We start from the raw sequence: 24,641 nt of genomic DNA on the forward strand, positions 1-24,641 counted from the left end.
TGCCCGCTCCGTGAGGGAAGGCGGGGCCGGAGAGAAAGGATGAAGAAGCGATGTCCACAGTGACCAAAATGGTGAAATTTATCATTACCCGCCAGGACACACCGGAATCGGCACCGTACAAGGAAGAATTTGAATTGCCGTATCGTCCGGGCATGAACGTCATCAGCGCGCTGCAGGAAATTCAGCGCAATCCGGTCAACAGCGGGGGATCCAACACGGCTCCGGTCTGCTGGGAGTCGAACTGCCTTGAGGAGGTGTGCGGCGCCTGCTCGATGGTTATTAACGGCAAGCCCCGCCAGGCCTGTGCCGCTCTGGTCGACAAGCTGGAGCAACCGATTACCGTCGCTCCGATGAGCACCTTCCCTGTCGTGCGGGATCTGGTTATTGACCGTAGCCGTATGTTCAGAGCGCTCAAGAAGGTGAAAGCATGGATTCCCATCGACGGAACCTATGATCTCGGCCCAGGACCGCGCATGGCCGAGACGAAGCGCCAGTGGGCGTATGAGCTGTCCAAATGTATGACCTGCGGTGTCTGTGTCGAGGCTTGTCCGAACGTCAATGAGAAAACGAATTTTATCGGGCCTGCCGCTATTTCCCAGGTGCGCCTGTTCAACAGCCACCCTACCGGCGAGATGAACAAGGATGAGCGTCTGGACGCACTGATGGAGGACGATGGAATTGAGGGCTGCGGCAACTCGCAGAACTGCGTGCGCTCCTGCCCGAAGGGCATACCGCTGACGACCTCGATCGCGGAAATGAACAAGGAAACGACAAAGCGTATGTTCAAGCGTTGGTTAACCGTATAAAAACTAAAAAGGCACTTTTAAGCGACAACCGTTTCTCGGTATTCAACCGGGGAGCGGTTGTTTTATTTCAGATGGGAATGCATCACAGACTCTGTTTGGCCTGTTCAAGTACAATTATGCTAAAATATACAACAAGAATAAAACAGAGAGAGAAGAGGATTGACGGGATTGGAGTGACGGACGAACGATGGGTAAAAGTCAGCATATTCATCGTCCGGTTGCGGATGATAAGGAAGATACGGCTCTGTCGCTGCGTGACAACGACAGGGCTGCTTCAGGCACGGAGCCGGTGCAGCAGATGCGGATATCCCGGCGCAGCTTTCTGAAGAAGGCTGCTGCCGCAGCAGTGGGAACAGCCGCTGTGGCCGGAGGTTATGCAGCGGTGTGGGAGCCGGGCAATTTGGAGATTACGCAGTTTACGCTCCAATTGCCCAGGCTCCCGGCCAGCTTTAATGATATGCGGGTGTTCCATTTCAGCGACATGCATCTGGGCTTCTTTAAGGATGAAAATGATATGCAGCATATTGCATCCGTGATCAGCGGAATGAAACCGGATATGATCTGTTTCACGGGAGACATCGTTGACGATTATGCCGAGTCCATGGCCAGTTCGGTGCCGATTTTGAATTCCCTGCATGCACCCTTAGGCAAATTCGTCATTCTCGGCAATCATGATTATCGCGGAATTCCGGAAGGGGTGGAGGCTTTATATAAAAAGACAGGCTTCACCCTGCTGAAAAATGAGCATCATGTCATTCATAAAGACGGACAAAGCATCGCGGTTGTGGGGCTGGAGGATATTTTCCTCAGCACTCCTGACCCTGAGGCGGCACTGCAGGGGCTGCCTGACGGTATGTTCAAGCTGTTGCTCATGCATGAGCCGGATTATGCCGATACGGCGGTCAGTTACGGATTTGATATACAGCTCTCGGGCCACACCCATGGAGGGCAGGTCAGAATCCCGCTGTTTGGGGCTGTGCTGCCACCGCCCGGCGGCCGCAAGTACGTCCATGGGTTGTACAGGGTCGGAGCGGATGCCATGCCGCTTTATGTCAGCAGAGGGGTCGGGATGACACATCTGCCGATCCGCGTGTTATGCCGGCCTGAAGTTTCGCTTATAACCTTGAGAACGGCACTCTGATCATAAGCGCCGCCCTGCTCGGCGGAAGCCGGGCATAGGCTGAGAAAGGGAATGATGAGGATGGAACGGATAGCGGTGGTTTCGGATATACACGGGAATTTGGAGGCCTGGAATGCCGTCGTGAAGGATATTGATGCCAGGGGGATAAGCCGCATCATTTGTCTCGGAGATCTGGTGGGTAAAGGGCCGAACCCGGTGGAAGTGACGGATCAGGTGCGCAGCCGGTGCGAGGTCGTCGTCCGCGGCAATTGGGACGAGTTGGTCGGAACCAAACATGAAGATGACAATTTCACCTGGCATGCACAGCGTCTCGGCTTCGAGCGTGTCGCTTATCTTGCAGGACTTCCCTTCCATCATGACTTGGTGATGAGCGGAAGACGGATCAGGCTACTGCATGCGTCGCCGCAAAGCGTATACCATCGGGTACAGCCCTGGGACCCGGCGGAGAAACGGCTGGCCATGTTCGATCCGCTTCCTGGCGAAACAGGGGATGAAAGGTTTGAACCGGACGTCGTCGGATATGGTGATGTGCACAATGCTTTTCTGCAGCATCTCCACGGGAAGACGCTCTTTAATACAGGAAGCGTAGGCAATCCCCTGGATTTGACGCAGGCGTCGTATTGCATATTGGAAGGCGTGCCCGGAAGCAAGGAGAACGCACCGTTCTCCATTCAGTTCGTACGGGTCCCTTACGACATCGAGAGGGCTGTTGCCCAAGCGGAGAAAGCCGGAGTCCCTTCACTCGATTATTATGTCCGCGAATTGAGGACAGCTATCTACAGAGGGCTTCAGGATTAAGCCTGGAGCACTGCGAAGGAGGAGGAACATGCTGACAAGGCAAAACCTGCTCGGCGGGCTGCCCAAGCTTCACACGGAACGTGTAAAGCTGCGGCCGCTGGGCGTGGAGGACTATCAGCCGCTGCGGGCGCTCCTGTCGCTGCCGGACGTCATAAGGTATATGAACCGGAATCGCAGACCGCCTGTTGAACGGGCAGGCCGGCTATTCCGGCAAATTCAATCCGGCTCTGCAACGCTGGATTCCATTCACTATGCGATCATTCCGCACGACATGGGGCGGATGGCAGGGCTTGTTTCGTTTCAGCATTGGCATGAGAAGAAGGGGGAGGCTCAGATCGGTTACCTGCTTGATCCGGCATGCTGGGGACGGGGCTTCGCGGCAGAGGCTGCTGCAGGCCTGCTTTCTTTCGGGATGGAGAGCCTTGGGCTGCAGCGGATTGAGGGGCGCTGTCATGAACGTAATGACGCATCCGCCAAGGTGTTGCTTAAGAACGGTTTTCGCTGCATCCGCAGAATCGGAATGCCGGGTCTGCAGGACGACGGGCATGGTGTGCTCGTGTATGAGTTGACATCTGAAGTCTATTTTGCTACGGATGTTCTTCATAAGAAAAACTAGATTTTGTTACATAAATGAAACATGGATGTAAAAAAATCCTAACAGAAAAGGGGTACAATACAAACATGACCCCCTTTTGAATAATATATATGCTGTTGGGACCCGGCGAACGGGTCTCCTTTTTTTGTTTGTTAAACGCGGTCTGGCTCCTTTGAATGCAGATCGATAGACGTTTTTCTTACAAAGGTACTGTTTTTTTCTTCTTCTCTTTATAATAGACCCACTCTGTATAGCCGATTTCCCGCAGACGGGTGCGAACCAGCTCCCATTCATCGCCGACACGGGACGGAATATGCGCATCTGAGCCAAAGGTGACCTCCACTCCGTAATGGAGTGCCCGCTCAAGAATGGCATCGGACGGGTACCAGCCGCCGACGAGCTTGCTTTTACCCGAGGTGTTGATCTCGATGGCCACCCCGCATTCGGCGATTATCTTCAGTGTCCCATCCACGGCTTCAACTGCCGCAATTTCCGAGAAAAGAGGATAGTTCCCTTTCATGGCGTCAATATGGCCGAGAATTTGAAACATGCCGCTGCGCGCCGATTGGGCGATCAGCTCATAATAACCTTCTTTTACGGCGACTTTCTGTGCCTTGGTGAGATTTTTCCAGCGGTTTTTGTTGAAGATGCTGACCCCTTCGATATTATGTACGGAACCGATCAGGTAATCAAAGGGGTACTTGGCCAGGGTGGAGCGGTACAGCTCCACATATTCGGGAAAATAATCCGTCTCCAGCCCGAGCAGAACATCAATCCGTCCCTCGTACTCTTTTTTTAGCTCCAGCACTTCCTGCACGTACTCCGCAAGCTGGGATTTGGCCATATAGATTTGCGGGAAAGCCTGATCTTCCTCACTGCAAAGGAAAGGGGAGTGATCGGAAATGCCGATGACCTGCAGACCTGCCTGGATCCCGGCCTCGATATAATCACGGATATTGCCGTCAGCATGGCCGCAGCGAAAGTGATGGGTATGCAGATCGAATTTCATAAGCTATGTGCCTCCTGTTTCATTCGGAACTGATAAAATGGGTTTCCGGCATACCCTTCAGGTCGCTGATAAACTGCCGCATGGCCGAGTTCAGGTAGCGGCTCATTTTATAAATGACACCGACGGGGTGGCTGACCTCCAGCTCGCTAATCGGAATGATTTTCAGCGTTCCCGCCCGGATTTCGGAGCTGACGGATTGTTTGGAAATAATCGCAGCTCCGAGATTGATTTCCACCATCCTCTTGACCTCTTCACTGCTGGACAATTCCATCACAACATGCGGTTCAATCCCGTGTTTCTTGAATACATCATCCACGAATCGGCGTCCCACGGTGTCAGGGGAAAGCAGGATCAACGGGATTTCCCGCAGCGATTCCATTGTGGCCGAAGAGGCATGGGAAGCAAGGGGATGACTGGGCGAGACAACCAGCTCGAAGGTATCATAATAAAGCACTGAGGTGCTCAGATTTGGATTGCGTTCGATCAGATACCCGATTCCAACGTCGATCATCCCATTCTCGACCTGCTGGTAGATCGCAGAGGAAGCCATGGATTGTATCGACGTTTTGATCAGCGGAAACTGGTCCTGAAAGTAGGAAAGCACACGCGGCAAAATCTGAATGGCAATGGAAGTAGTCGTCCCGAGCACGATGTGTCCCTGCGGCGTCTCGTTCAAATCGGATAGCTTCTGACGGAGTTCTTCCACCACATCGAGAATCCGTTCGGCATGCTCAAGGAACACCTTGCCGCGGTCGGTCAGCGTCACAGGCTGATTGCGGTCCACCAGTATGGTTTTGAATTCATCTTCAAGGCTTTTAATTTGCGCGGACACGGCAGGCTGTGTCAAGTTCAGCAGTTCTCCCGCTTTCCGGAAGCTCATCGTTTTGGATATCGTAATTAAAGTCTCCAGTTGACTGATGTTCATATGGACACTCCCTCCTCTCTGTTTCGGTCAATCCTTAAGAGTAGTTCAAAAAGTCATCTTTTGATCACGAAGGAAGTCAGGAAGCGGACTCGACATCGAATCTTGAATTCAGCCGGGCCTTCCGGTGCTCACGTACCCCAGTACGCTCCGCTCCTCAGTCCCGGCTTCATCCAACCTTCTCGGTGCTGAAAACCTGACTTTTTGAACACACTCTTTCACGGGATAAAGCAGTCTATGCCGCATTCGTTTTCTCTATATTCCTTAAATTATAGGGGATTCCTGGCATCAGAGCAATGCAATCCTCTTGATTGAACCTGGCTGGATTATGACAATTCATCCATAGACTAAAGACCTATTTTTAGCGGATGGATAAAGAAATATGTGCTGTGAATAGGACGTTTATCACAAAAAAACAGTGCCTGCTATAACAAAACGGCAGAGATTTGACGATAAAGCATGAAGAAGGTTATACGGCTTATTTTTAGATTCAAGAAAGTGTGAGTTTTCAGTGGAGCTGAAGCTTTCTTTTATCTGATCAAACTCAAATATATGTTTTTATTTTCAAAACTAAAGTATAATATTCCTAACTATTTTAGGACTTTGGAAGTGTGACTAAAAACCCATTGAAAAGGGGCCAAGGATATCGTGAAGGCTGAAGTAATCAATCCGTTTCTGGAATCTGCGCGGAATGTTATTGAACAACTGATTCAAGTATCTCCCTCAACGGGAAATCTGGCTGTCAAAAATGTAGAGCTGATTGACGACCATATCTGGATCATGATCGGCATGACCGGACAGATGAGCGGCAACGTGATGTTTGGTTTGCATGAACAGGTCGCGCTGCGTATTGTCTCCCTGATGATGGGCGGCTTTGTATTGACAGAAATGGATGAGATGGGGCAGAGCGCCATATCCGAATTGGGCAACATGATCAGCGGCAATGCAAGCACCATTTTATCCAACCAGGGCGTCACAGTGGACATTACACCGCCGCAGGTTTTGAAGTCCGCCCATATGACCACATTGGGAACCGCCAAGGCTTTGAGCATTCCATTAATGATCGACGGGGTTGGTGAACTGGATATTCAAGTCATGATCTCTTAAAATGGAAAGAAGACTTTTCTTTTGAAAAGGGGATAGCCATGAGCAGCCTGGAAGGCAAAGTTGTTTTTATTACAGGCGCTTCGAGTGGCCTGGGAGCTCTATGCGCCGGCATGCTGGCCGAAAGAGGAGCGATTCCGATCCTGACTGCCCGCTCTGAGGACAGGCTGCAGCAACTGTCTGCAAGCTTGAAGGGCAATCATGAATGGTTTGCACTGGATGTAACGGAAAACGAGCAGATCACCCGCGTCGTCAAGCTTGTGCTAAGCCGATATGGCCGAATCGATATTCTGCTGAATAACGCGGGTTATGGAAAGTTTGAACGGATGACAGAGATGAACACCTCCGAGTTTGAGAACATGATGGACGTCAATTACATGGGGGCTGTGCGCTGTATCAAGGCGGTTTTGCCTGCCATGCTGGAGCGCAGGTCCGGACAGATTGTGAACGTAGCTTCCATAGCGGGCAAAATCGGGACAGCGAAGTCTGCGTCCTATACGGCCACCAAGCATGCGCTGCTCGGTCTCAGCAATGCCCTCCGGCAGGAGCTGCGCGGGACAGGCGTCGTCGTTTCGGCGATCAATCCGGGACCGATTGACACGCCGTTCTTTGAGATGGCGGATCCATCCGGAGGGTATGTCGGCAGCATCCGCTGGTTCATGATGAAACCGGAAAGAGTGGCGAAGCATATCATCCTTGCCATGGAGAAGCACAAGGAAGAGGTCAATCTTCCATATTTGGCTGCGGCCGGAATCAGGCTGTACCATTTGTTCCCACGGCTGGCCGACAGGCTGACGTACAAGATGATGAACCGTAAGTAGTGAGTAGGGCTAAAGGTCGAGAACAGAAATAAGTATCTCTGTTCTCGGCTTTTTGTGTTTGGCTGCATTTGGTGAATGGCGTGTATTCGCATATAATGGATATCGGAAAGTAACATATAGACAGATCCGTTTGAATTTACGTATAGGGGTTGGACTTGTTCATGAAATTTAATTTTGCAGCACTGGGTGTATCCGGCGTTCTTGCCGCCAAACTGGCGGAGCACGGTATTGAGGAGCCGTCTCCCGTCCAGCAGGAGACTATTCCGCTGATCCTGGAAGGAAAGGATGTCATCGCTCGCTCCCAGACCGGCACGGGCAAAACGCTGGCTTATCTGCTGCCGATTTTGCAAAGCATAGAGCCAGAGCTGAAAGCCACGCAGAAACTGGTGCTTGCCCCCAGTCAGGAGCTGGCCATGCAGATCGTTCGTGAAGCACAGTGTTATATGGACAGCGACATGGGGGTACTCGGCCTGATCGGCGGAGCGGCTGTGAAGCGGCAGATTGAAAAGCTGCGCGAGCACCCGCGGCTGGTGGTGGGAACGCCGGGCCGCGTACGGGAACTGATTGCCCTGAAAAAGCTGAAGATGCACAACATCTCGACCATTGTAGTGGATGAAGTGGATCAGATTTTTCAGCTTGGCGATGCCGGGGAAGTGAATCAGATCATCAACAGCGCGCTGCGCGACCGGCAGCTAGTATTCCTGTCGGCTACCATCAACGAGGATATTCGCGCGATGGCTAGCCGCGAGATGAAGAATGCGGCCGCGGTCGGCATTGAGCCGGAGCGAGTAACGGCGGCTGGCCTTGAACATTACTATTTTGTCTGCGAGGAGCGGGATAAGGCGGATATGCTGCGCCGTATTGTACGAACCTATAATCCGCGCAAGGCAATCGTGTTTGTTAATATGACCGACACCATCGGGGAGCTGGAAGCCAAGTTGAATCATGTCGGGCTGAAGACAGCCGCTCTGTATGGCGACGCGGATAAAGTAACCCGTGCCACGGTTCTGTCCCAATTCCGCGCGGACAAGCTCAAACTGCTGGTGGCGACGGATGTGGCCGCGCGTGGACTGGATATCGAAGGGCTGGATATGGTCATTCAATTCGATCCTGCCCCGGATTCGGAGCATTACGTGCATCGCGCTGGCCGCACAGGAAGAATGGGCCGTAAGGGCACGGTCATCTCCATTATCACCGACCGGGAGCGCTTCATTATGAACAAATTCTCCCGTGATATCGGGGAGGATATCCGCGAGCGTATGCTGCAAAATGGAATGGTGATCGAGCCGGGACAGACGGGCGTGCGTAGAACGGCACCGGCCAAGCCAAAGGCGGAAGCATCCCGTCCTGGTGCTCCTGCTGGGGGCAGGGGAATGAAGGAAGAATCCCGCCCTGCCGCTGCGGACAGCGGCAGGAAGCAGGCTCGTCCTCCCGCGCGTAAAGGCGGGCAGACTCAGAACGGGCTCAAAAGCAAAAGCGACCGGGAGCGTGACCGGAAGAACAAAGGGGCTCCAAAATGGCTGAAGGAAAAGGGCCAGAAGCCTGAGTAATAGCGGTCTGAGCAATATCGGTAAACAATGGATATCCGGTGGAACCGCCGCAGAGGCGGATCGCCGGACGGAAAGAAGGGGAAGCAATGCAGAAGAATCCTGTTCTGCAAATTGGCGGACTGACGGGCGGATACAGTGCGAAGCGACCAGTGCTGCACGATATTTCGCTGGAGGTGCAGCCTGGCGAAATGATCGGTCTTATCGGCCTGAATGGAGCTGGCAAGAGCACAACGATGAAGCATATTCTGGGGCTGATGACTCCGCAGCGCGGTGAAATCCGCGTAAACGGGCATACGAGAGAGGAAAACCCTGAACAATACCAGGGAGCGATCGCGTTTGTTCCCGAGTCGCCTGAGCTATACTCCGAGCTGACCGTGATGGAGCATCTTGAATTCACGGCCAGGGCTTACGGAATAAGCGAGGCGGATTTTCAGTCCAGAACAGAGCATTTGCTGGACCTGTTCCGTATGCAGGAGAAAAGCGGCAGTCTATCGATGCACCTGTCCAAAGGCATGAGGCAGAAGGTAATGATTATGTGCGCTTTTTTGGCAGGGCCGCCACTGTATATTATTGACGAGCCGTTTCTGGGCCTTGATCCGCTCGGTATTCGCTCGCTGCTTGATTTTATGCTGGAGATCAAACGCTCCGGCTCTTCGATTCTGCTGAGCTCACACATTTTATCCACTATCGAAAATTATTGCGACCGTTTCATTGTGCTTCACCGGGGAGCCGTCATCGCACAGGGCACGCTTGATGAGGTCAGGGCACAGGCGGGGAAACCGGGCATTCCCCTCGAAGAAGTATTTTATTCTCTCGTTCAGGACAGGGATTAAGCATGGATTTGAAAGCACTGCGCAGGCAAAGGCGGGCCGTATTCTGGGGGCAGGTGCTTCCGTATCTCGGCTACGTTATGCAAAGCGGTCTGGCGGTTTTGTTCATGGCCTTCTTGATCACCTTTGCAGCCTGGTATACTTCCTTGATCCTTCACCTTCCGCCGGACCTGCCCATCCGGTGGATTATGCTGCTGCTCGCGGTGCCCGCAGCCTGGAGCAGCTTCCGCACGTACCTGAATGACGCGGATATCGTGTTTTTGCGTCCGCAGGAATATCGGCTGCACGTATATTTCAGTGGCACAAGAATCAGCGGAGTGGTGTATAAAATCATCGGCATGCTGCTTCTGTTCATGCTGCTGTGGCCGTTGTATATCCGCAGTGATGAGGCGGCGCGTCCGCTCTTGCCGTTCGTACTCCTGCTGGTGCTGTTGAAGCTGCTGTTCAGCTATGGGGGCTGGCAGGAGCTGCATATGGCTTCGCGGAGCACGGCCGGTGTTTACCGGCTGCTGCGCTGGGTGCTTGCCGTCCTGACCATCGGTGCCTGGCTATGGCAGCCACCCCTGCGCAGCCTGCCGTTCATCCTGCTGGCGGCGGCGTTGTATTACGTCGTTCTGCGCCTGCCAACCAAGCATAAAGTCCCGTGGGAGCATCTGATCCGGGTGGAGCAGGCACAGGCGGGACGCGTCATGCGTACCCTCTCCTGGTTCGTGGACGTGCCGGCCTGGACGCAGCGGGTGACGCGGCGGCCCTGGCTGGCCTGGCTCGGCAGCCGTATTCCATGGAGCCGGGAGGCGGCTTACCGCTACCTGCTGGTGAAGACCTTTGCCCGTACAGAGCCAGCGGGCATCGTGATCCGGCTGATGATTCTGGGGTTGCTGCTGATCTGGATACTGAGCGGGGGCTGGGCGGGCAGCGCTGTATATCTGCTGTTCGTATTTCTAATCGGCGTACAGCTTGCCGCCCTGCGGCGTTCGCATCGGGATTCCCTGTGGCTGCAGCTGTATCCGATCCCGGAGAGCGCCCGCGGAAATGCCTTCCTTCACTTTTACATGCAGATCATGCTTCCGGCAGCGGTCGTTCTATGGCTGCCGTTGCTGGTCGGTGGAGCTGGCCGATGGTCTTCCGTATGGCTTTCTCTGGCGGCAGGCCTGTTGCTGATTTTGCTGCAGCGCAGGATGCAGGCGAAGAAATGGGCCAGGAATGCGGATGAAGAGTAAGCACAACAGAAAGAGGGGGCTCCCGGCATCATAGCTTGGGAGCACCCCTCTTTTTAAATGGATCTAAATGAATCTAGGCTTTCAGCAAATCCTGCACCCCTTGATAGATAAGATTGTATAAGTCCTCCAGAGAATCCTCTTCAATACAGGAAAAAGCCACCCGCAAATCATGCTCGCCCAGGGCAATCGTGCCGACGCCGTACTGCTGCAGCAAATGGATACGCAGCGCCTCGGCATGGACCGTCTTCAGCTTCAGGCACATAAAGTAGCCCGAGTTGAAAGGGTAATAGTCCCACGCATCATCATACTTGCCGCTGTCAAGCAGCTTTTTGACCGTATTGGCGCGGCCCTTCATGACGGCGAATTTCTCCGCCTTCTGCTGTTCGAATTCCGGTGATTTCAGAGCTTCCAGCACAAAAGTTTGCGACGGATGCGGTCCGCTCGAAATGGTGGCGCGAATAATGCCGAGCGTCTTCTGCTCCAGTGCTGACAGCACTTCGCTGCTGTCCGAAGCATAGGTAATGAAGCCGACGCGGAAGCCCCACACATACTCCTCTTTGGTGGCGCCGTCCACTTTGACAGCCAGCACGCGCGGATGGATGGATGCCAATTTGCCAAACAGCGATTCCTGCAGGGAGTCCTCGAAGAACAGGCCAAAATAGGCGTCATCCGTAACAACAACCACATGGATGCCGGCTTCGGCGGCCTCGCGGACGGCGGCAACGATTTCTTCGCCTTCGCGAGCTCCTGGTGTGTAGCCGGTAGGATTGTTAGGGAAGTTGAGGATGACGATTGCCTTGCCTGCATCCTTCTGTGCCAATAGAGCGTCGCGCAGGCCCTGGCTGTTGAAGGTCATCTGCTCTGTGAACAGCGGGAAGTTGACGAGCCGGGCGTGGCGGCGGATGCCGAAGGTCAGCTCATAGTTCTCCCAGTTTTTGTCCGGATAGATCACTGCATCGCCCTCGTCGGCGAACAGATCGGCCACGATGCTCAAGCCGTGAGTCAGCGCATTGGTCACAATCGGATTGCCGAACGATTTATTGTGCAGCGAAGGGTTTTCCTTCAGCATCTTCTCACGCCATGCGGTGCGCAGCTCCGGTTTGCCGGCAGGCGGCGCATAAGGGTACAGGTCTTTCGGATTGAAGGCCGCCAGCTTTTCATGGATGACGTTAAGGTGCATCGGCCCGCCTGCTTCCGTAGCAATCCCGATCGTAGCATTGTATTTCTTGGCCAGCTTGCCCGCTTCCGCGGACTGGCTCAAGATCCCTTCCTTCGGAAAATAAATTTCCTTGCCGAGCTGGGAAAGCATATCGTACACATGCTCGTTATTCGTTTGAATACTTTGGTTTAATTGCACAGCCAGTGGATTCATCCCGGTTTTCATCCTTCCAGTCATGTAAGGTTATTGCAGGAATGCGCAGGGATCGCCATCATACGGTCCGCTCTGTTTTCTGCTGCCAATCATTATAGCATTTCACCGCGTTACAGTCACGGGAAAGCTCATGAGAAACAGGAGGCGAAAATCCGGGGTTAACTGTGGAATCATTGATGAAAAGGACAGTATTGGCGCATCAAGTCCGCCGTTTCCTGATCGCGGTTTTGCCCGCGCTCTTCGAGCTGCCGGATCAGGCTTTCCCTGTCGGCTTGCTCCAGATTTTGGCCGAATTTAAACTTGGCGGTGATGGAATCCGGGACGATACGGGTCAGCGATACAGCTTTAAGAGCGACCCTGTAGCGATCATCCTGCGGGTCGATCGACGCATATCCGCCCTCCGGCTGCAGCTTGCTCATGAAGCTTGTGAAAATCCGTGCCTTCTCCTCCAGGTCGCGTACGGCTTCTGCCCGTCCGGAGGCTGTCACGCTTTTGAAGTAGGACGTAGCGGGACAGGCCATTTCGGGGTCTTCAAAATAGGATGGGATCAGCGCATATTCGTCGGCGACCGTAAAGCTTACGGTATCGCTGCTCTGCAGATGCTTCATTTTCTCCCCGGCATAGCTGCCATGAAAGTAAAAACAGCCGTCTTCGTATACAAAATTTAATGGTGTAACACGTGGCCGCCCGTCCGGACCGAGCGTGCCCAAAAAGCCGAAGCTCATGCCATGCAAAAAGCTGCGAATTTCCTCTTCTTCTGTCACTGTAAATTCTTCTCTTCTCATGTGTGCAACCTCCCCATAAAACTGGCGGGATATGACCCGGCAACTTGTTTATTCAGCATAAACTGAAAATTGACATGAAATAAGAGCCAATTTAGAGTATTTATATTAGGCCAATTTGACTGCTGAAAGGGGTTCAGTAATTCGTAATGGAGTTCATGCTGCCACTCGATTCCTATCTGGAAAAGTATCCATATAAATATGCTGCATTGTACCATGCTCTGCGTGACGCCATCCTTAACGGCACGCTGCCGGGAGGGGCCAGACTGCCTTCGTCACGCTGGCTGGCGGAGCATTACGGGCTGTCGCGCGGCTCGGTTGCGGAGGCTTACGATATGCTGCTTGCCGACGGATATGTGCTGGCCGAGGTCGGGCGCGGAACGTTCGTTGCGCCCGCAGCCAGCCCGCAGCCTCAGGCTGACCGGGAGTCAAGCATCATGCTCTCGCCCTGGGGACGGCGGCTGATGCGGATTAAAGACTGCATCCAACAGGATTATGCCCCCCAGGACACGCCGATTCCAAGGCGGAAGGGTCCAAAACACAAGGATTTGATCAGCCTGATTCCACAGGGCATGCAGCGGGAGCACTTTCCGCATGAAGAGTGGAAAAGTGCGCTTTATGCCGCGGCCCGTGAAGCAGCGGAGCCTGGGGTGGAGGACCGCGCGGGGGCCGCCGAGCTGCGCGAAGGCATCGCCGCCCATCTGCGCCTCACACGCGGCATTCGGGCGGATGCAGACACCATCGTGCTCTTCAGCGGCTCCATGCAAGGCATTGCCCTGCTGACACAGCTTCTGGTCGCGGAGGGGGAGGACGTTGTACTAGAGCAGAGCTGTTATCCGGGTATTCAGACCGCGGTGAGAGCATGCGGGGGCAATCCGCTGCCGGCGGCGCTGGACCGGGATGGCCTCATCCCCGGGGGCTGGGACTCCAGGCTGCTGTTCGTCACGCCTGCCCGTCAGTATCCGACGGGCGCCGTGCTTAGCCTGGTCAGACGCCGCGAGCTGCTCGGCTGGGCGTCCCGGCATAATGCTGTCATTATCGAGGACGATTATGACAGCGAATTCCGTTGGGGCGGCAGGCCAGTCGAACCGTTGAAGGCCCTGGACAGGGAAGAACGTGTCGTCTATATCGGCTCCTTTTCGAAGACGATGCCGGCAGACTTCCGGCTGGGCTATGCGCTTGTGCCGCCGGCTCTTGTCGGCCCGCTGTTGGAGGCTAAGCAGCTCTATGACCCGCTCCCACCGGGGTTGCTGGAGCAACGCGCCCTTGCCCGCTTCATGGCCCGCGGCGGCTATGCGCGCCACCTGCGGCGCATGACCAGGCTCTATGGAGCCAGACATGATCATTTCCGCGCAAGCATGAGCCGCCATGCTTCCGGGCTGTTCGAGTTGGAGCCGGGCGATGCTGGACTGCACGTTTATGCCCGCTGGAAGCAGGATCCCGCCCAATATGCAAGCTTTTTGGAAGCGGTAGCGGCGCATGGGGTCATCCTGCGGGATATGGCCGCTTATCATCTGGTCCCGTCTCCCCCGTCCGTCAGCTTCGGTTTTGCCCATCTGGATGAAGAACGGCTGGAGGAGGGAGCGAGGAGACTGGCGGCGGCCTGGAGGAGCCTGCATTTATTTCGGGATGAATAAGGCTTGCTGTAACAGAAAAACCACCGGAAAGGAGCAGTTCCCTACACGGTGGTTTTACGAATCAGATGTAATTGTCCTTCTATTGTTAATAGATTGAGGATGCTCCGGGTTCCAACTGCCGGACCCGCTGTAAATAAGCTGTAACCCGTCTGTCGTCTTCGTGCGGATATTCGTAATGGAAATGTTTTGCGACATCCTCTGCAATGGAGCGGAACCTCAATCTCTTCAGATGGGCTTGTCCGATACAAAACGGCCGAGCGCCTCGCCCATTTTCACCCGTGCTCCCAGCCGCAGGGCGGGATCGGGTGTAAACGTGCCGCTCTCCGTCAGCAGCACAACCGTAGAACCAAACTCGAAATAAGCCAGCTCGTCGCCGGCCGTCCAGGATTTGGCGTCTTCATTGGTGTAGCGGATGCTGCTTACATTCATGGCCCCGACCTTGACCAGGGCTATTTCTCCGTATTCGTGGGAAATATATGCGATTTTGCGTTCATTGCGGCTTAACACGGTTCTCATATGGGTAAGTCCAAAATTATTTACCGGATACACTTTGCCCTTTACATGCTCTTTTTCAACCAGATTTCCGGTAACCGGCGCGTGAATCCTGTGATAATCCGTTGGACTCAGGTAGAGAACAAAGGCGTGTCCGTGTGTATACTTCTCAAGCCGGGGCGAGAAATGAAGCAGCTCTTCCAGCGTGTAATCCTGCCCCTTAACATTCAGCAGCATGCCGGCAGTGACCCTGCCGTTGTATGTAATCAAAGCGTCAACCGGGCTGACCATGATGTCCGAGGCTGCATGTACCGGTCTCGCGCCCGCCTTCAGCCTGCGTGTAAAAAAAGCATTCAGCGAAGGATACTGCCTCCAGTCCTGCTCGGCCTCCTCCGCTGCAATACGATAGGTTCGAATAAATGTAGGGATGATATGCCGGCTGGCACCGCTTTGAGCGAAAGCCCCCATCAACCGGCAGACCCATTTGCGAGATGAGAGCTCTGTCATCAGCCGCAGCCACCGTTTTGCCATTACTTGCTCCCCCTTGTCATTGTTCAGGGCCTTACGAACCGAATCGTGTCCGACCGCTCTGCATTATATTGACATATTACGTGATGTAAATCAATATAGCAGGCCATGGGGGAGCTGTGCGCGTTGATCCAGCAGCCAGCGGGCGTAGCCCATAGGGTGGGCGTACGACATTTTCCATTCATGAAGCATACCAGCCTTGTTAAAACCGTAACGCAAATCGCGGCCGTTGCATTCAATGAAGTAAAGCTCACCTTGCTCTGTAATCCCGACGTCCAGCCCGACATCCGCAAGGTGCGGAAGCTTCTCAGCCAGCGCTTCAACGAGCTGCATGGCAAAACTCCTAAGCCTGTCAATCAGCATCTGGACATCAAAGCCGGGGAAAACGGAGGCCAGTGTTTCAGTCACGGAAGCCGCCGAACCGCCCTGCCCTACATTGGAGACAAATGTATAGGGCGGTGCAATTTTAGCGAACATGCCGGTCAAGGTCCAGTCTCCACCATAGCCGCGCTGCACCGTCATGCGAATATCGAACGGGCGTCCGCCACAGACCGCCAGCGGAATGGTCTGCTGGATGATGAACGGCTCGTTTCTCGTAATTCTGCCCAGTTTATAGAGCACTTCTTGCCCGCCAAGGTATTTTGTCACCCATTTATGACTTCCCGGGCTTGACTGTTTATTCTGTTTATACTGAAGCTTCCACAGGCCGCCGCTTTTTTGCAGACGCATAATCCCTTTGCCTACACTGCCGAAGCAAGGTTTTATGATAAGATCCTCATACTGGCGCATCATTTTCTGCAGAGCAGTTCGTCCGAACTGAAACGTTACGGGTACGTGGTGGCTCAGTTGCGGGTGCTGGGACAGTATCGTATGAGTATCCCATTTGCTGAAACGGGTCTGCAGGTTGTAAATGCGCACGCCACTTTTCCAAAGAGCCGCCAGCTTCATCCTGTTTGCCCGGCCCCCGTGTATGGCGCGGTTGTGAATCACGGAGGGCAGCGGGATCACAGCCCGGATGAAGCGGCCGTTATGCTGGATGTAAGCGGTGCATTCGCGTGTGGCAAGGTTGATATCCTTCAAGCACAGGTAGCACGGGATCAGCCCGTAGTGGCCGCCGGCTTCTTCATAATTTAACAGCGATTCATGACCTGTCCGTCCTGTTGGAATTTTGCTGTATGCGGCAGAGCTTAGCAGTATACCGGCGTACTTTAGGGGCATGGCCAATCCTCCTTGTCAAGCACATGATTGAACAATGACATTATATGTACCCGTCTGGCCACAAGGGACATGGCAGTTGACTTAAATTGTGGATATTTACATAATTCGGGCTAAAATCCTTCCCCTGCAGAAGATGCTGTATATGATGATATATAAACCGATTGAGAAAGGGAGTGAATGCTCCATGCGTTCTCCCAGGCTGGTTGTTGTGACACCGGGATCCTTTGTCATTCCTTCTTTCCGGAGCAGTTCTGTTGAACGGGTGATTGAGCATACGATTCCACCTGTGGCCGATCCGTACCGAACGCGGATTTACGGGATTCGGGGGGAGGGTCTGTCCGCCCGGGGCCGACTGAAGCGCATCCCATGCATCCGGTTTCCGCGCGGCAAAAAATATATCCCCTCTGTCATCAAGGCCATAAAAAGATGGCCCGCCCAACTCGCGGATGTACACAACCGCCCTTTTGCTGCATACAGGATCAAGAAAGCCTTTCCCCGCATGCCTGTTATTTTGACGCTTCATTCCACCACCTTTATGCGCCCTCCTTACATGATTCCGGGCAAGGAAAGCAAGCTGCTTGCACCTGTCGACAAAATCGTGGTGAACAGTGAATATGTCAAACAGGCAGTCATCAGCAGGGCGCCGCAGGCAGCGGAAAAGATAACGATCAATTACCCGGGGGTTCAGATCGATCGTTTTCGGCAGCGGTGGACTGCGGAAGGCGAAGCGGAGCGCGCGGCCAGATTGCACGAGGCCGGCTGGCAGAATCGGAGAATTCTGCTGTATGTAGGCAGGCTGGTCCCCGGCAAAGGGGTGCACCGGCTGATTGAGGCGCTCCCCCGAATTACCGTCTTCTGTCCGGATGTGCTGCTGCTCGTGGTCGGGAGCGCATTTTACGGCAAACGCCGCTCCACAGCGTATACAAGGCAACTGCAGGCCCAGGCGGAGAGCGTAAAAGATCATGTGCGCTTTATCCCTTACACTCCCCATGATCAACTGCCGGGCTGGTATCAGCTTGCGGATCTTGTCGTTGTCCCCTCGCTGCGGGACGAAGCCTTCGGTCTGGTCAACCTGGAGGCGATGGCGGCGGCAGTACCCGTGGTTGCGGCCCGTACCGGAGGAATACCTGAGGTTGTACAGGACGGGATTACAGGTCTGCTGGTTTCGCCCGAACGGATGGAGGAGGAGCTTGCCGAAGCGATAATACGACTGCTGCAGGAGCCGCTGACAAGAAGGAGGATGGGACTTGCAGGTTTGAGGGAAGCGAGCAGCCGCTTTTTGTGGGAGCATTCTTCACAGCGGTGGGCGGAAATCATCGGACAGGTAGCTCGTAAATGAACGAAGAGAACAAATGCGGCCTGTAAACCTGTATGTCCTTTACCGGAACCGCAGGTACAGGCCGCTATTTATGAGAATATACGCAATATTTTGAAAATAACAGATAACTGGCCCGCGATGATGTCAACTGCCGATGGCCTTGCCCTGCAGATTAATGGACACCAACCGCATCGAATGCCAGACCGACAGAGGTAGCCTCGGCGGAGCCTGCCCCGTACAGATCAACGGCAGATTGAACGAGGGCATCACGTGCGGCTGCGAAGTTGGACGTTGGCGTCAAATAATAGACAAAGGCGTTATAGTAGATTTTCACAGCCTTGTCGCGTCCGATCCCGGGCACAGTCACACCATTGTGCGTCCCGCCTGCAGCCGTCAAATAGTACGCTTTGTTAATAATGCCGCTGTTCGTGTGAACACCGCCGTTATCCGCCGTGCCTCTATAGCGGTCATCATAATGGTCGGGCTGATCATACAGCACCGGATTGGCCAACGATCTTAACGCATCCCCGGGAATTCCGGGGGTGTAAACATCATCGCCAATCAGCCAGTTCGCGCGCTGGACATCATTGCCGATAATATCGGAGAATGCTTCGTTAAGCGCTCCGGGCTCGTTAAGATACTCCAGGCCTGAGGTGAATTCGGTCACTCCATGGGTCAACTCATGGCCGACTACGTCTGGATCGCCGGACAACTGTCGGAATTGCACTCCGTCGCCGTCGCCATAAGCCATGCCTACACCGTTCCAGCCCGCGTTATTATAACGGCTGCCATAGTGGACTGTGGATCGGATTTGGTAGCCGTTGCCGTCCAGACTGTCACGATTGAATTTGTCGAGATAGTAGTCGTAAACCGTGGCAGCGTAAGCATGGGCATCGACCGCCGCAGCGTCTGTCCAGACATTATCTGCATCTGTCAGCAATGTGCCGGGCCAGGTATACCTGCTGTTCGCGGTATAGGTTACGATTCCGTTCCCCCTGGTCGTATCTCTTAGCTGATAGGTGCTGCCTGACTGGGTTGTCGTGAATGTTTTGGAATCGCCAAGCACACCTGTTCCTCTGCCTGTAGCCATGCCCAGGATATCATATTGGAACACAATGCTGCCATCCTGAGCATCAACGAAGTAGCGAGTGCGAAGCAAGACAGGGTCAATCAGGTTTACCTCTGTCATATATACCAGCCGGGCCGTATCCCCCTCCGGATAAATATAGAGCTCCGCTTTAGGCTCGGCCGCATGTTCACCCAGCACAGAGTCGGAAAGCGAAATCCGCTCTTCCTCAAGGCTGTTTGCCGCGTATACGTCATCCGTTACCCGGGCGTTGTCCAGCTCTTGGGCAATACGGGAAGCAGCTTCCTGCTCCGCAATATAAACGGCATCGGCTGCGCTGATTTTCGGGGTTGTGCCGCCGGGGATGGTTTGATAGCTTTCGGCGATTGCGGCACCGAGAAAAGAGGTGACCTGCTCCTCCTTGTCCAAATGTACGGTCTGCACCGCTCCGTAGACCGGGATATCGCCGATATACTGCTGCAGGCGGTAATGCAGCAAGCCGTTGCTGTCCTTTTCACGTTTGACAATTCTCAGCTGCTTCTGGACACTCTGGCTGCTCAAGCCGAGTGTTTTGGAGCTCTTCTGCAAAAAGTTCAATACTTTCTGGTCATTGGGGGCGGAGGCCGGCGCCTTTGCGACCTCTTTTACAAACTTTGGCGTTAACTCCACAGGACTGCTGTCCGACGGTTCAGCGCCTGCACCCGAGGCAAGTACACCAAAAAGCAGCGTGCCTCCTGCCAGGAGCGTTCCCTTTTTTTTCATCCGCATTTCATCCACTCTCCCATAAACAGATTTTTAGATGTGCTGGAAATTGCCTTTCCGGCATCAGGTGTCTGGTAGCCGTTGGAAAGAAAAGCATCGTTAGCAGGATCAGGAAGCAAGCTGATTTGAAGTAGAGGTCACAGAGGAAAAGTCATTTTGCATAAGCAGAGTTGTTAAGCAGAAGTAAGAAGACAGGGTTGTACAAGTCAGATGGGCAGTCCTCCCTTCGCGATAGGGTTGATGCGCAACAGGGGTGCAAAAGGACAGGGGGTAGAATACATAAAAGTTATTATTTGTAAGTCCTTCGAATCTGAAATTGATATTATCACAGATTCATAGATTCGAGAAGAGGTTTTTGAGATTTTTCTCTGAAATTCGCTGAAATATGGCAAGCTTTTTGTACAAGGAACTTTGATAGATTAGGACAAAGGCCGTTACGGAGGACTTCCGTGCTTCATAGAATGCTGAAGGCTTACAGCGTTGATGCAAGGAGGGCGCAGACCGATGAAGAGAAGGCAACGGAGGTTTATGCGAACAAAAAAGAACGCTCCGGCAAGGCTGAATGAGAGGGGACTCCCCCGCCGGATCTTACGTCCCTTGGTATCTGTTATCATTCCCGCGATGAATGAAGGCCGAACCATCGGCAGAGTTGTCCAAGAGGCTTGCCGTGCCAGCCATCCAGTGGAGGTTATTGTTGTGGACAATGGGTCAGCGGATAACACCGCTGCACTGGCTGCTGCAGCTGGAGCTAAAGTAATCCGGTATGCGGAGCCGCTTGGCCATGACGTCGGACGCCGGATCGGGGCCGAGGCTGCTGCGGGGGAGATCCTTCTTTTTCTGGATGCGGATATGGTTATTCCGGCCGCTGAACTGCAGCTCTTTATTGAATCCGTCATGCGTGGCGCCGATGTGGCACTGAACAGCTACAGCGGACCTGTGGACCGGGATCCGGTTCATAGGGTCGTTGAAGCCAAATTTGTGCTGAACATCCTGTTGAGCCGCCCTGATTTAAAGGGAGCCTCCTTAATGACGGTGCCTCATGCGCTGAGCCGCAAAGCCGTCCAAATGGTTGGGGACGCTTTGGGACAGCCACCGCTCGCTCAGGCTATGGCTGTCGTCGCAGGATTAAAAGTAAAAACGGCATCCGCTGTTCAAGTCGGAAAAATGAACGTCAAGAGGTGGTACGACAGGCAAGATCCGCTGGAGGATCTTGTGCTGGAAGATCATGTGCAAGCGATCCGCTGGTTAACCGAACATCTCGGTCCCCGTGCCGGATTCAGTGATCTGGGGCGAAGGCGCAGCGCTGTCGGGGGGAGGCCGTCATGATTCGTGAGAAGGATAAATCCGTTCCCGGACTGCAGCGACGAGCGAAGCGCCGGGGGCGAACCAAGGGCAAGCGGAGGGTGCGGCCAGCATCGGCACAGCCTTCGTTAAAAAAAAGCAGGAGAAGGCATCCGTCTGCCAACACCTCTTTTACTTTAAACATATCGGCAGCAGCCGTTGTAACGGCATGTAATGAAGAGAATACAATCGCCGATGTGCTTAATGAGCTCAAACGTCTCCCCCTGCAGGAAATTATCGTTGTGCTGAATGGGTGCACTGACAGGACATACCGCAGGGCGCTTGAATTTCCAAACATTGTGATTGTGAACATTCCTGAAAAGCTTGGATATGATGTAGGACGGGGGATTGGAGCACGGCTGAGCACGGCTGACTGTGTCTTATTCGTGGACGGAGACATGCGGATTCCCGCTGTGGAGCTTTACCCGTTTCTGTCCGCGATAGAACGTGGCTGCGATGTGGCGTTGAATCACTTGACCCCGCTCCTGCCTCCGTTCAAAAGACAGGACAGTGTGACCCGGTGCAAGGGCTCCCTGAACAGGCTGTTGAAGCGCCCCGACTTGGGGCGCGACTCGATGACAGCTGTTCCTCATGCCCTTTCCCGCCGCTGTCTGAAAGAGATCGGAGCAGAGTTGCTTGCTGTACCTCCGTTGGCACAGGCCGCCGCGATGCTGAAAGGGATGAAGGTTGCTCCTGCTCATACCGTAGATGTGCTCAGCCGTAACAGAGGGCGCAATTCCTTGAACCAGGGAGCCGGTAATCCGGTGGAAGCGCTGATTGTGGGCGATCATGCCGAAGCTGTGGCTTATGTGCTCTCCATGACGGGGAGAGGCAGGATTCCGGCGTCTCCATCCATGGTCCGGGTTGACCTGGCCAGAAGGAGGAATGGGTTATCGCGTTGACCAGTATTATTATTCCAACCTACAATGGCCTGCATTTGCTGCGGCCGTGCGTGGATGCAATCCGCAATTTTACAGGCACCCCTTATGAAATCATTGTTGTTGACAACGGTTCGAGTGACGGAACATGGGCTTATTGTGAAAAAGAGCGGATCATCAGCATTTGGAATCCGGACAATCGCGGCTATGCGGCCGCCTGTAATATGGGATTAAAGCTGGCTGCGGGGGATCATCTGCTTCTGATGAACAATGACGTGACCGTGATGCCGGGCTGGCTGAACAATTTGCATACTGCGCTGCACAGCAGCAAGCATGTCGGAATGGTGGGACCTGTTACTAATTATGCTAGCGGCATTCAGCAGGTGGAGACCGGAGCGGACAGCATGGAAGCTTTTCTGCACTTTGCCACAGGCAACAATCGGAGCGATCCGACCCGCTGGATCGAAACGGAAAGGCTTGTGGGCCTCTGCCTTTTATTCCGCAGGGAGCTGCTGGAGAGGGTAGGGTATCTGGATGAGATCTTCAGCGGTGGCCATTATGAGGATGACGACTACTGCTTCAGGGTTCGGGCGCATGGATTCCGCTTGCTTGCATGCGGCGATTGCTTTGTCCATCATAAGGGAAGCGCAAGCTTCAAATTGATGGAAGAGGAAGCGTTGAAGGAACTGATACAGCGTAATTATCAACGGTTTGTAGATAAATGGCGGGTGGATCCCGGACGTTATATCAAAAAAACGACAGGAGCTGCCAAGTCCGTGTTTTAGGGGAAAAAGGGGAGTTCATTGAATGTACGTCGATATATATTTTTCTTAAGAACAAGGAGCCCTGATTTTGAATAGGTATGTATAGACGTCAGCACAGATTCTGTGCATGCTGGTAAGCGATTTGGAATCAGGGGTAAATCGGAGCAAGGGGGAAAAGTTATGGAACAGAAGGTTAATGAAATTATGCAGCATATATCCCAAGCCCAAGAACAGCTGGCCAGGTTGCTGGATACGGAAAGACATGTCACCGTCCGCATGGCGCAAATTATTCATAATTTACCGGATGAGGACCCGGATTTCGGCAGTTTGGAAGGGCTGATGGACAACTCGTCTGCAGTGAATAAAAGCGTGATCGATTACCTGAATGGTCTCGCCGATCTGCAGGATTCCATGGCGGAGCTTCTGGAGAGGGTAAAGAAGGAAATGAACGTACAGGACGAGGAGTAGATGTGAATCGGGCGGTGAGCAAAGCATGAGCAGAGAACAGGCCATGATGCGTATGCTGGAATCCGCTGCCAAAATGCAGTGGGATATCGCTATGATTCTGGAGGCCAAAACAGTTGAAGCTGAGAAGGCCCGCAACTGGATCATCAATCATGTCGGAGTTCAGACTTTCGAGCAGCACGAGGACCAGCTTAAAAAGCCGCTGGAAATTCACAGGCAGCTGGTCGAAATGCTGGAGGGGTTAACCCGCGTGCAGGCAGGGCTCTGCAATAACATGAAGGCACTGCTGGATGCAGACGAAGGTTCCGGTTCGGGCGGCATGGGCGGATTTATGGGAGATGCCATGAGCGGGGAAGATTTCGATACATGAACCGGAGAAGCGAGCAGGAGGTAAAGCTTTCGTTTCTGGAATCGATTGCTGCAAGCCAGCAGGCTGTAGCAAGGATGATGAACAGTGTATCGGACGTCATTCCCCATTCGGGCATGTCAGCCAAAAGTCTGGAGGAAACGCTTTGTCTTCTGGCGTCCTACCAGGAACAGATTACCCGTATGATCAAAGTCACAGGGATCTCGTTGAATCGGCAGGTGAAGGGAAACCCCGCCCTGCCGTGGATGAGCAGGATGAAAGGTTTATATGCCCCTGTGTCAGACCGGCATGCAAGGAAGGAGGAATCGTATGAAACTGAAACTTAGCCTCAGGAAGAAAACAGGCAAAAAAAGATTGGGCTACGGAAAATCCCTTTTAAAGAGAAGAAGCATACGCAGGCCGAAAGTACGGAGAAGAGGACTGCTCCGGCGTAAACGAACGCCAAAGCCATTGAGACGACGGCGCTTTCTTCGTCCAAAGCAGCGTGTCCACCCGCGGGATTTTACAGTTCCGGTCGAAACGTCCACGGTTCCTGCCCAAGCACCGGTAATTGACTCGCAGGCAGTGGGCGTCGCACCCGGCACAATGCTGCCCCATGATGCAACGGCATTCAATAAAGGATATGAGGATGCTTACCAGGAAGGTTTTGATCAAGGTTTTGCAAAAGGCTACGAAGAAGGCAGCAGTCTGTCCAATCAGGCGTAGGCCCTTATAGGCGAACGTTAAAAACGGCAATCAGCCGCAGGCATCTGCTTGTGGCTGGCTGCCGTTTTTCTTTTTTTGATATCTAAAGGGTTGTTTCTATGTCATAGGCGGATTAAGAGTGGACAATCGCCATTTTTTGTCCTTACGGAG

Annotated in this window: 26 protein-coding genes; 18 read left to right on the forward strand and 8 right to left on the reverse strand. The window is 53.7% G+C overall.

Going from position 1 to position 24,641, the window contains the following annotated elements; genetic code table 11:
* Nucleotides 1-50 precede the first annotated feature (50 nt).
* The 4 genes from sdhB (at nt 51) to ACE41H_RS10405 (ending at nt 3,361) form a co-directional block, all read left to right on the forward strand.
* On the forward strand, nt 51-806 hold the full coding sequence (gene sdhB / locus ACE41H_RS10390; protein WP_375355158.1) for a succinate dehydrogenase iron-sulfur subunit: 756 nt from the start codon (nt 51-53) through the stop codon (nt 804-806).
* Between the two features lie 187 nt (nt 807-993).
* Nucleotides 994-1,947 carry a metallophosphoesterase gene (locus ACE41H_RS10395; RefSeq protein ID WP_375355159.1) on the forward strand — a complete coding sequence of 318 codons (954 nt, stop codon included), beginning with the start codon at nt 994-996 and terminating at the stop codon, nt 1,945-1,947.
* A gap of 60 nt (nt 1,948-2,007) precedes the next feature.
* Nucleotides 2,008-2,745 (forward strand): metallophosphoesterase family protein, encoded by a 738-nt coding sequence (locus ACE41H_RS10400; protein WP_375355285.1) that lies wholly within the window; start codon nt 2,008-2,010, stop codon nt 2,743-2,745.
* A 28-nt stretch (nt 2,746-2,773) separates the two neighbouring features.
* Complete coding sequence (locus ACE41H_RS10405) at nt 2,774-3,361, forward strand: GNAT family N-acetyltransferase (protein WP_375355160.1); 588 nt, start codon at nt 2,774-2,776, stop codon at nt 3,359-3,361.
* Nucleotides 3,362-3,539: 178 nt separating this feature from the next.
* On the opposite strand, the gene ACE41H_RS10410 is transcribed toward ACE41H_RS10405, so the two are convergent.
* Both ACE41H_RS10410 and ACE41H_RS10415 read right to left on the reverse strand, forming a co-directional pair.
* Nucleotides 3,540-4,349, reverse strand: a complete 810-nt coding sequence (locus tag ACE41H_RS10410; protein ID WP_375355161.1) for a histidinol-phosphatase — start codon at nt 4,347-4,349, stop codon at nt 3,540-3,542.
* 19 nt (nt 4,350-4,368) lie between these two features.
* Nucleotides 4,369-5,274 (reverse strand): LysR family transcriptional regulator, encoded by a 906-nt coding sequence (locus tag ACE41H_RS10415; RefSeq protein ID WP_375355162.1) that lies wholly within the window; start codon nt 5,272-5,274, stop codon nt 4,369-4,371.
* Between the two features lie 645 nt (nt 5,275-5,919).
* Between ACE41H_RS10415 and ACE41H_RS10420 the strand changes: the two genes are divergently transcribed.
* The 5 genes from ACE41H_RS10420 (at nt 5,920) to ACE41H_RS10440 (ending at nt 10,796) form a co-directional block, all read left to right on the forward strand.
* Entirely contained in the window at nt 5,920-6,378 is a 459-nt protein-coding gene (locus ACE41H_RS10420) for a chemotaxis protein CheX (RefSeq protein WP_375355163.1), read from the forward strand.
* A 38-nt stretch (nt 6,379-6,416) separates the two neighbouring features.
* Nucleotides 6,417-7,196: an SDR family NAD(P)-dependent oxidoreductase gene (locus ACE41H_RS10425; protein ID WP_375355164.1), complete on the forward strand. Its 780-nt coding sequence runs from the start codon at nt 6,417-6,419 to the stop codon at nt 7,194-7,196.
* Nucleotides 7,197-7,357: 161 nt separating this feature from the next.
* Entirely contained in the window at nt 7,358-8,746 is a 1,389-nt protein-coding gene (locus tag ACE41H_RS10430) for a DEAD/DEAH box helicase (protein ID WP_375355165.1), read from the forward strand.
* A gap of 86 nt (nt 8,747-8,832) precedes the next feature.
* Nucleotides 8,833-9,579, forward strand: coding sequence for an ABC transporter ATP-binding protein (locus tag ACE41H_RS10435; RefSeq protein ID WP_375355166.1), 747 nt, complete (start codon nt 8,833-8,835; stop codon nt 9,577-9,579).
* Nucleotides 9,580-9,581: 2 nt separating this feature from the next.
* A complete protein-coding gene (locus tag ACE41H_RS10440; protein WP_375355167.1) occupies nt 9,582-10,796 on the forward strand; it encodes an ABC transporter permease in 1,215 nt (404 codons plus the stop codon).
* 73 nt (nt 10,797-10,869) lie between these two features.
* Here ACE41H_RS10440 and ACE41H_RS10445 read toward each other — a convergent pair whose 3' ends face one another.
* On the reverse strand, nt 10,870-12,168 hold the full coding sequence (locus ACE41H_RS10445; protein ID WP_375355168.1) for an aminotransferase class I/II-fold pyridoxal phosphate-dependent enzyme: 1,299 nt from the start codon (nt 12,166-12,168) through the stop codon (nt 10,870-10,872).
* Nucleotides 12,169-12,338: 170 nt separating this feature from the next.
* Nucleotides 12,339-12,953 carry a pyridoxamine 5'-phosphate oxidase family protein gene (locus ACE41H_RS10450; RefSeq protein ID WP_375355169.1) on the reverse strand — a complete coding sequence of 205 codons (615 nt, stop codon included), beginning with the start codon at nt 12,951-12,953 and terminating at the stop codon, nt 12,339-12,341.
* Nucleotides 12,954-13,099: 146 nt separating this feature from the next.
* Between ACE41H_RS10450 and pdxR the strand changes: the two genes are divergently transcribed.
* Nucleotides 13,100-14,587: a MocR-like pyridoxine biosynthesis transcription factor PdxR gene (gene pdxR, locus ACE41H_RS10455; protein ID WP_375355170.1), complete on the forward strand. Its 1,488-nt coding sequence runs from the start codon at nt 13,100-13,102 to the stop codon at nt 14,585-14,587.
* A gap of 85 nt (nt 14,588-14,672) precedes the next feature.
* Here the strand turns inward: pdxR and ACE41H_RS10460 are convergent, their stop codons facing one another.
* From ACE41H_RS10460 to ACE41H_RS10470, 3 genes are all read right to left on the reverse strand, one after another.
* Complete coding sequence (locus ACE41H_RS10460) at nt 14,673-14,807, reverse strand: aminoglycoside 6-adenylyltransferase (RefSeq protein WP_375355171.1); 135 nt, start codon at nt 14,805-14,807, stop codon at nt 14,673-14,675.
* A gap of 5 nt (nt 14,808-14,812) precedes the next feature.
* Nucleotides 14,813-15,610, reverse strand: a complete 798-nt coding sequence (gene asd, locus ACE41H_RS10465; protein WP_375355172.1) for an archaetidylserine decarboxylase — start codon at nt 15,608-15,610, stop codon at nt 14,813-14,815.
* A gap of 90 nt (nt 15,611-15,700) precedes the next feature.
* On the reverse strand, nt 15,701-16,825 hold the full coding sequence (locus ACE41H_RS10470; protein ID WP_375355173.1) for a YheC/YheD family endospore coat-associated protein: 1,125 nt from the start codon (nt 16,823-16,825) through the stop codon (nt 15,701-15,703).
* Nucleotides 16,826-16,967: 142 nt separating this feature from the next.
* Between ACE41H_RS10470 and ACE41H_RS10475 the strand changes: the two genes are divergently transcribed.
* The gene (locus ACE41H_RS10475; protein ID WP_375355174.1) at nt 16,968-18,164 is read left to right on the forward strand and encodes a glycosyltransferase family 4 protein; all 1,197 of its coding nucleotides are present in this window, start codon (nt 16,968-16,970) and stop codon (nt 18,162-18,164) included.
* Nucleotides 18,165-18,315: 151 nt separating this feature from the next.
* Here the strand turns inward: ACE41H_RS10475 and ACE41H_RS10480 are convergent, their stop codons facing one another.
* Nucleotides 18,316-19,977 carry a M4 family metallopeptidase gene (locus tag ACE41H_RS10480; protein WP_445974743.1) on the reverse strand — a complete coding sequence of 554 codons (1,662 nt, stop codon included), beginning with the start codon at nt 19,975-19,977 and terminating at the stop codon, nt 18,316-18,318.
* Between the two features lie 522 nt (nt 19,978-20,499).
* Between ACE41H_RS10480 and ACE41H_RS10485 the strand changes: the two genes are divergently transcribed.
* From ACE41H_RS10485 to ACE41H_RS10515, 7 genes are all read left to right on the forward strand, one after another.
* Nucleotides 20,500-21,297, forward strand: a complete 798-nt coding sequence (locus ACE41H_RS10485; protein ID WP_375355175.1) for a glycosyltransferase family 2 protein — start codon at nt 20,500-20,502, stop codon at nt 21,295-21,297.
* Nucleotides 21,294-22,214, forward strand: a complete 921-nt coding sequence (locus ACE41H_RS10490) for a glycosyltransferase family 2 protein (RefSeq protein WP_375355176.1) — start codon at nt 21,294-21,296, stop codon at nt 22,212-22,214. Before ACE41H_RS10485 ends, ACE41H_RS10490 begins: the two co-directional genes overlap by 4 nt.
* Nucleotides 22,205-22,975, forward strand: a complete 771-nt coding sequence (locus tag ACE41H_RS10495) for a glycosyltransferase family 2 protein (RefSeq protein ID WP_375355287.1) — start codon at nt 22,205-22,207, stop codon at nt 22,973-22,975. The genes ACE41H_RS10490 and ACE41H_RS10495 overlap by 10 nt, the downstream gene beginning before the upstream one ends.
* Nucleotides 22,976-23,134: 159 nt before the next feature.
* Complete coding sequence (locus ACE41H_RS10500) at nt 23,135-23,422, forward strand: nucleoside-diphosphate sugar epimerase (protein WP_375355177.1); 288 nt, start codon at nt 23,135-23,137, stop codon at nt 23,420-23,422.
* Nucleotides 23,423-23,447: 25 nt separating this feature from the next.
* On the forward strand, nt 23,448-23,789 hold the full coding sequence (locus ACE41H_RS10505; RefSeq protein ID WP_375355178.1) for an alpha-helical endospore appendage domain-containing protein: 342 nt from the start codon (nt 23,448-23,450) through the stop codon (nt 23,787-23,789).
* The gene (locus ACE41H_RS10510; protein ID WP_375355180.1) at nt 23,786-24,112 is read left to right on the forward strand and encodes a hypothetical protein; all 327 of its coding nucleotides are present in this window, start codon (nt 23,786-23,788) and stop codon (nt 24,110-24,112) included. Before ACE41H_RS10505 ends, ACE41H_RS10510 begins: the two co-directional genes overlap by 4 nt.
* Nucleotides 24,096-24,491, forward strand: a complete 396-nt coding sequence (locus ACE41H_RS10515; RefSeq protein WP_375355181.1) for a FliH/SctL family protein — start codon at nt 24,096-24,098, stop codon at nt 24,489-24,491. Before ACE41H_RS10510 ends, ACE41H_RS10515 begins: the two co-directional genes overlap by 17 nt.
* The last annotated feature ends 150 nt before the right edge of the window (nt 24,492-24,641 follow it).

The organism is Paenibacillus enshidis (assembly GCF_042136365.1).
In the GTDB taxonomy this organism is placed as follows: domain Bacteria; phylum Bacillota; class Bacilli; order Paenibacillales; family Paenibacillaceae; genus Paenibacillus; species Paenibacillus enshidis.

What these genes read in the sequence shown, in the direction of transcription:
- sdhB (WP_375355158.1), top strand. Translation starts at nt 51, where the DNA reads ATGTCCACAGTGACCAAAATGGTGAAATTTATCATTACCCGCCAGGAC.
- ACE41H_RS10395 (WP_375355159.1), top strand. Translation starts at nt 994, where the DNA reads ATGGGTAAAAGTCAGCATATTCATCGTCCGGTTGCGGATGATAAGGAA.
- ACE41H_RS10400 (WP_375355285.1), top strand. Translation starts at nt 2,008, where the DNA reads ATGGAACGGATAGCGGTGGTTTCGGATATACACGGGAATTTGGAGGCC.
- ACE41H_RS10405 (WP_375355160.1), top strand. Translation starts at nt 2,774, where the DNA reads ATGCTGACAAGGCAAAACCTGCTCGGCGGGCTGCCCAAGCTTCACACG.
- ACE41H_RS10410 (WP_375355161.1), bottom strand. Translation starts at nt 4,349, where the DNA reads ATGAAATTCGATCTGCATACCCATCACTTTCGCTGCGGCCATGCTGAC.
- ACE41H_RS10415 (WP_375355162.1), bottom strand. Translation starts at nt 5,274, where the DNA reads ATGAACATCAGTCAACTGGAGACTTTAATTACGATATCCAAAACGATG.
- ACE41H_RS10425 (WP_375355164.1), top strand. Translation starts at nt 6,417, where the DNA reads ATGAGCAGCCTGGAAGGCAAAGTTGTTTTTATTACAGGCGCTTCGAGT.
- ACE41H_RS10430 (WP_375355165.1), top strand. Translation starts at nt 7,358, where the DNA reads ATGAAATTTAATTTTGCAGCACTGGGTGTATCCGGCGTTCTTGCCGCC.
- ACE41H_RS10435 (WP_375355166.1), top strand. Translation starts at nt 8,833, where the DNA reads ATGCAGAAGAATCCTGTTCTGCAAATTGGCGGACTGACGGGCGGATAC.
- ACE41H_RS10440 (WP_375355167.1), top strand. Translation starts at nt 9,582, where the DNA reads ATGGATTTGAAAGCACTGCGCAGGCAAAGGCGGGCCGTATTCTGGGGG.
- ACE41H_RS10445 (WP_375355168.1), bottom strand. Translation starts at nt 12,168, where the DNA reads ATGAATCCACTGGCTGTGCAATTAAACCAAAGTATTCAAACGAATAAC.
- ACE41H_RS10450 (WP_375355169.1), bottom strand. Translation starts at nt 12,953, where the DNA reads ATGAGAAGAGAAGAATTTACAGTGACAGAAGAAGAGGAAATTCGCAGC.
- pdxR (WP_375355170.1), top strand. Translation starts at nt 13,100, where the DNA reads ATGGAGTTCATGCTGCCACTCGATTCCTATCTGGAAAAGTATCCATAT.
- asd (WP_375355172.1), bottom strand. Translation starts at nt 15,610, where the DNA reads ATGGCAAAACGGTGGCTGCGGCTGATGACAGAGCTCTCATCTCGCAAA.
- ACE41H_RS10470 (WP_375355173.1), bottom strand. Translation starts at nt 16,825, where the DNA reads ATGCCCCTAAAGTACGCCGGTATACTGCTAAGCTCTGCCGCATACAGC.
- ACE41H_RS10475 (WP_375355174.1), top strand. Translation starts at nt 16,968, where the DNA reads ATGATGATATATAAACCGATTGAGAAAGGGAGTGAATGCTCCATGCGT.
- ACE41H_RS10480 (WP_445974743.1), bottom strand. Translation starts at nt 19,977, where the DNA reads ATGCGGATGAAAAAAAAGGGAACGCTCCTGGCAGGAGGCACGCTGCTT.
- ACE41H_RS10485 (WP_375355175.1), top strand. Translation starts at nt 20,500, where the DNA reads ATGCGAACAAAAAAGAACGCTCCGGCAAGGCTGAATGAGAGGGGACTC.
- ACE41H_RS10490 (WP_375355176.1), top strand. Translation starts at nt 21,294, where the DNA reads ATGATTCGTGAGAAGGATAAATCCGTTCCCGGACTGCAGCGACGAGCG.
- ACE41H_RS10500 (WP_375355177.1), top strand. Translation starts at nt 23,135, where the DNA reads ATGGAACAGAAGGTTAATGAAATTATGCAGCATATATCCCAAGCCCAA.
- ACE41H_RS10505 (WP_375355178.1), top strand. Translation starts at nt 23,448, where the DNA reads ATGAGCAGAGAACAGGCCATGATGCGTATGCTGGAATCCGCTGCCAAA.
- ACE41H_RS10510 (WP_375355180.1), top strand. Translation starts at nt 23,786, where the DNA reads ATGAACCGGAGAAGCGAGCAGGAGGTAAAGCTTTCGTTTCTGGAATCG.
- ACE41H_RS10515 (WP_375355181.1), top strand. Translation starts at nt 24,096, where the DNA reads ATGAAACTGAAACTTAGCCTCAGGAAGAAAACAGGCAAAAAAAGATTG.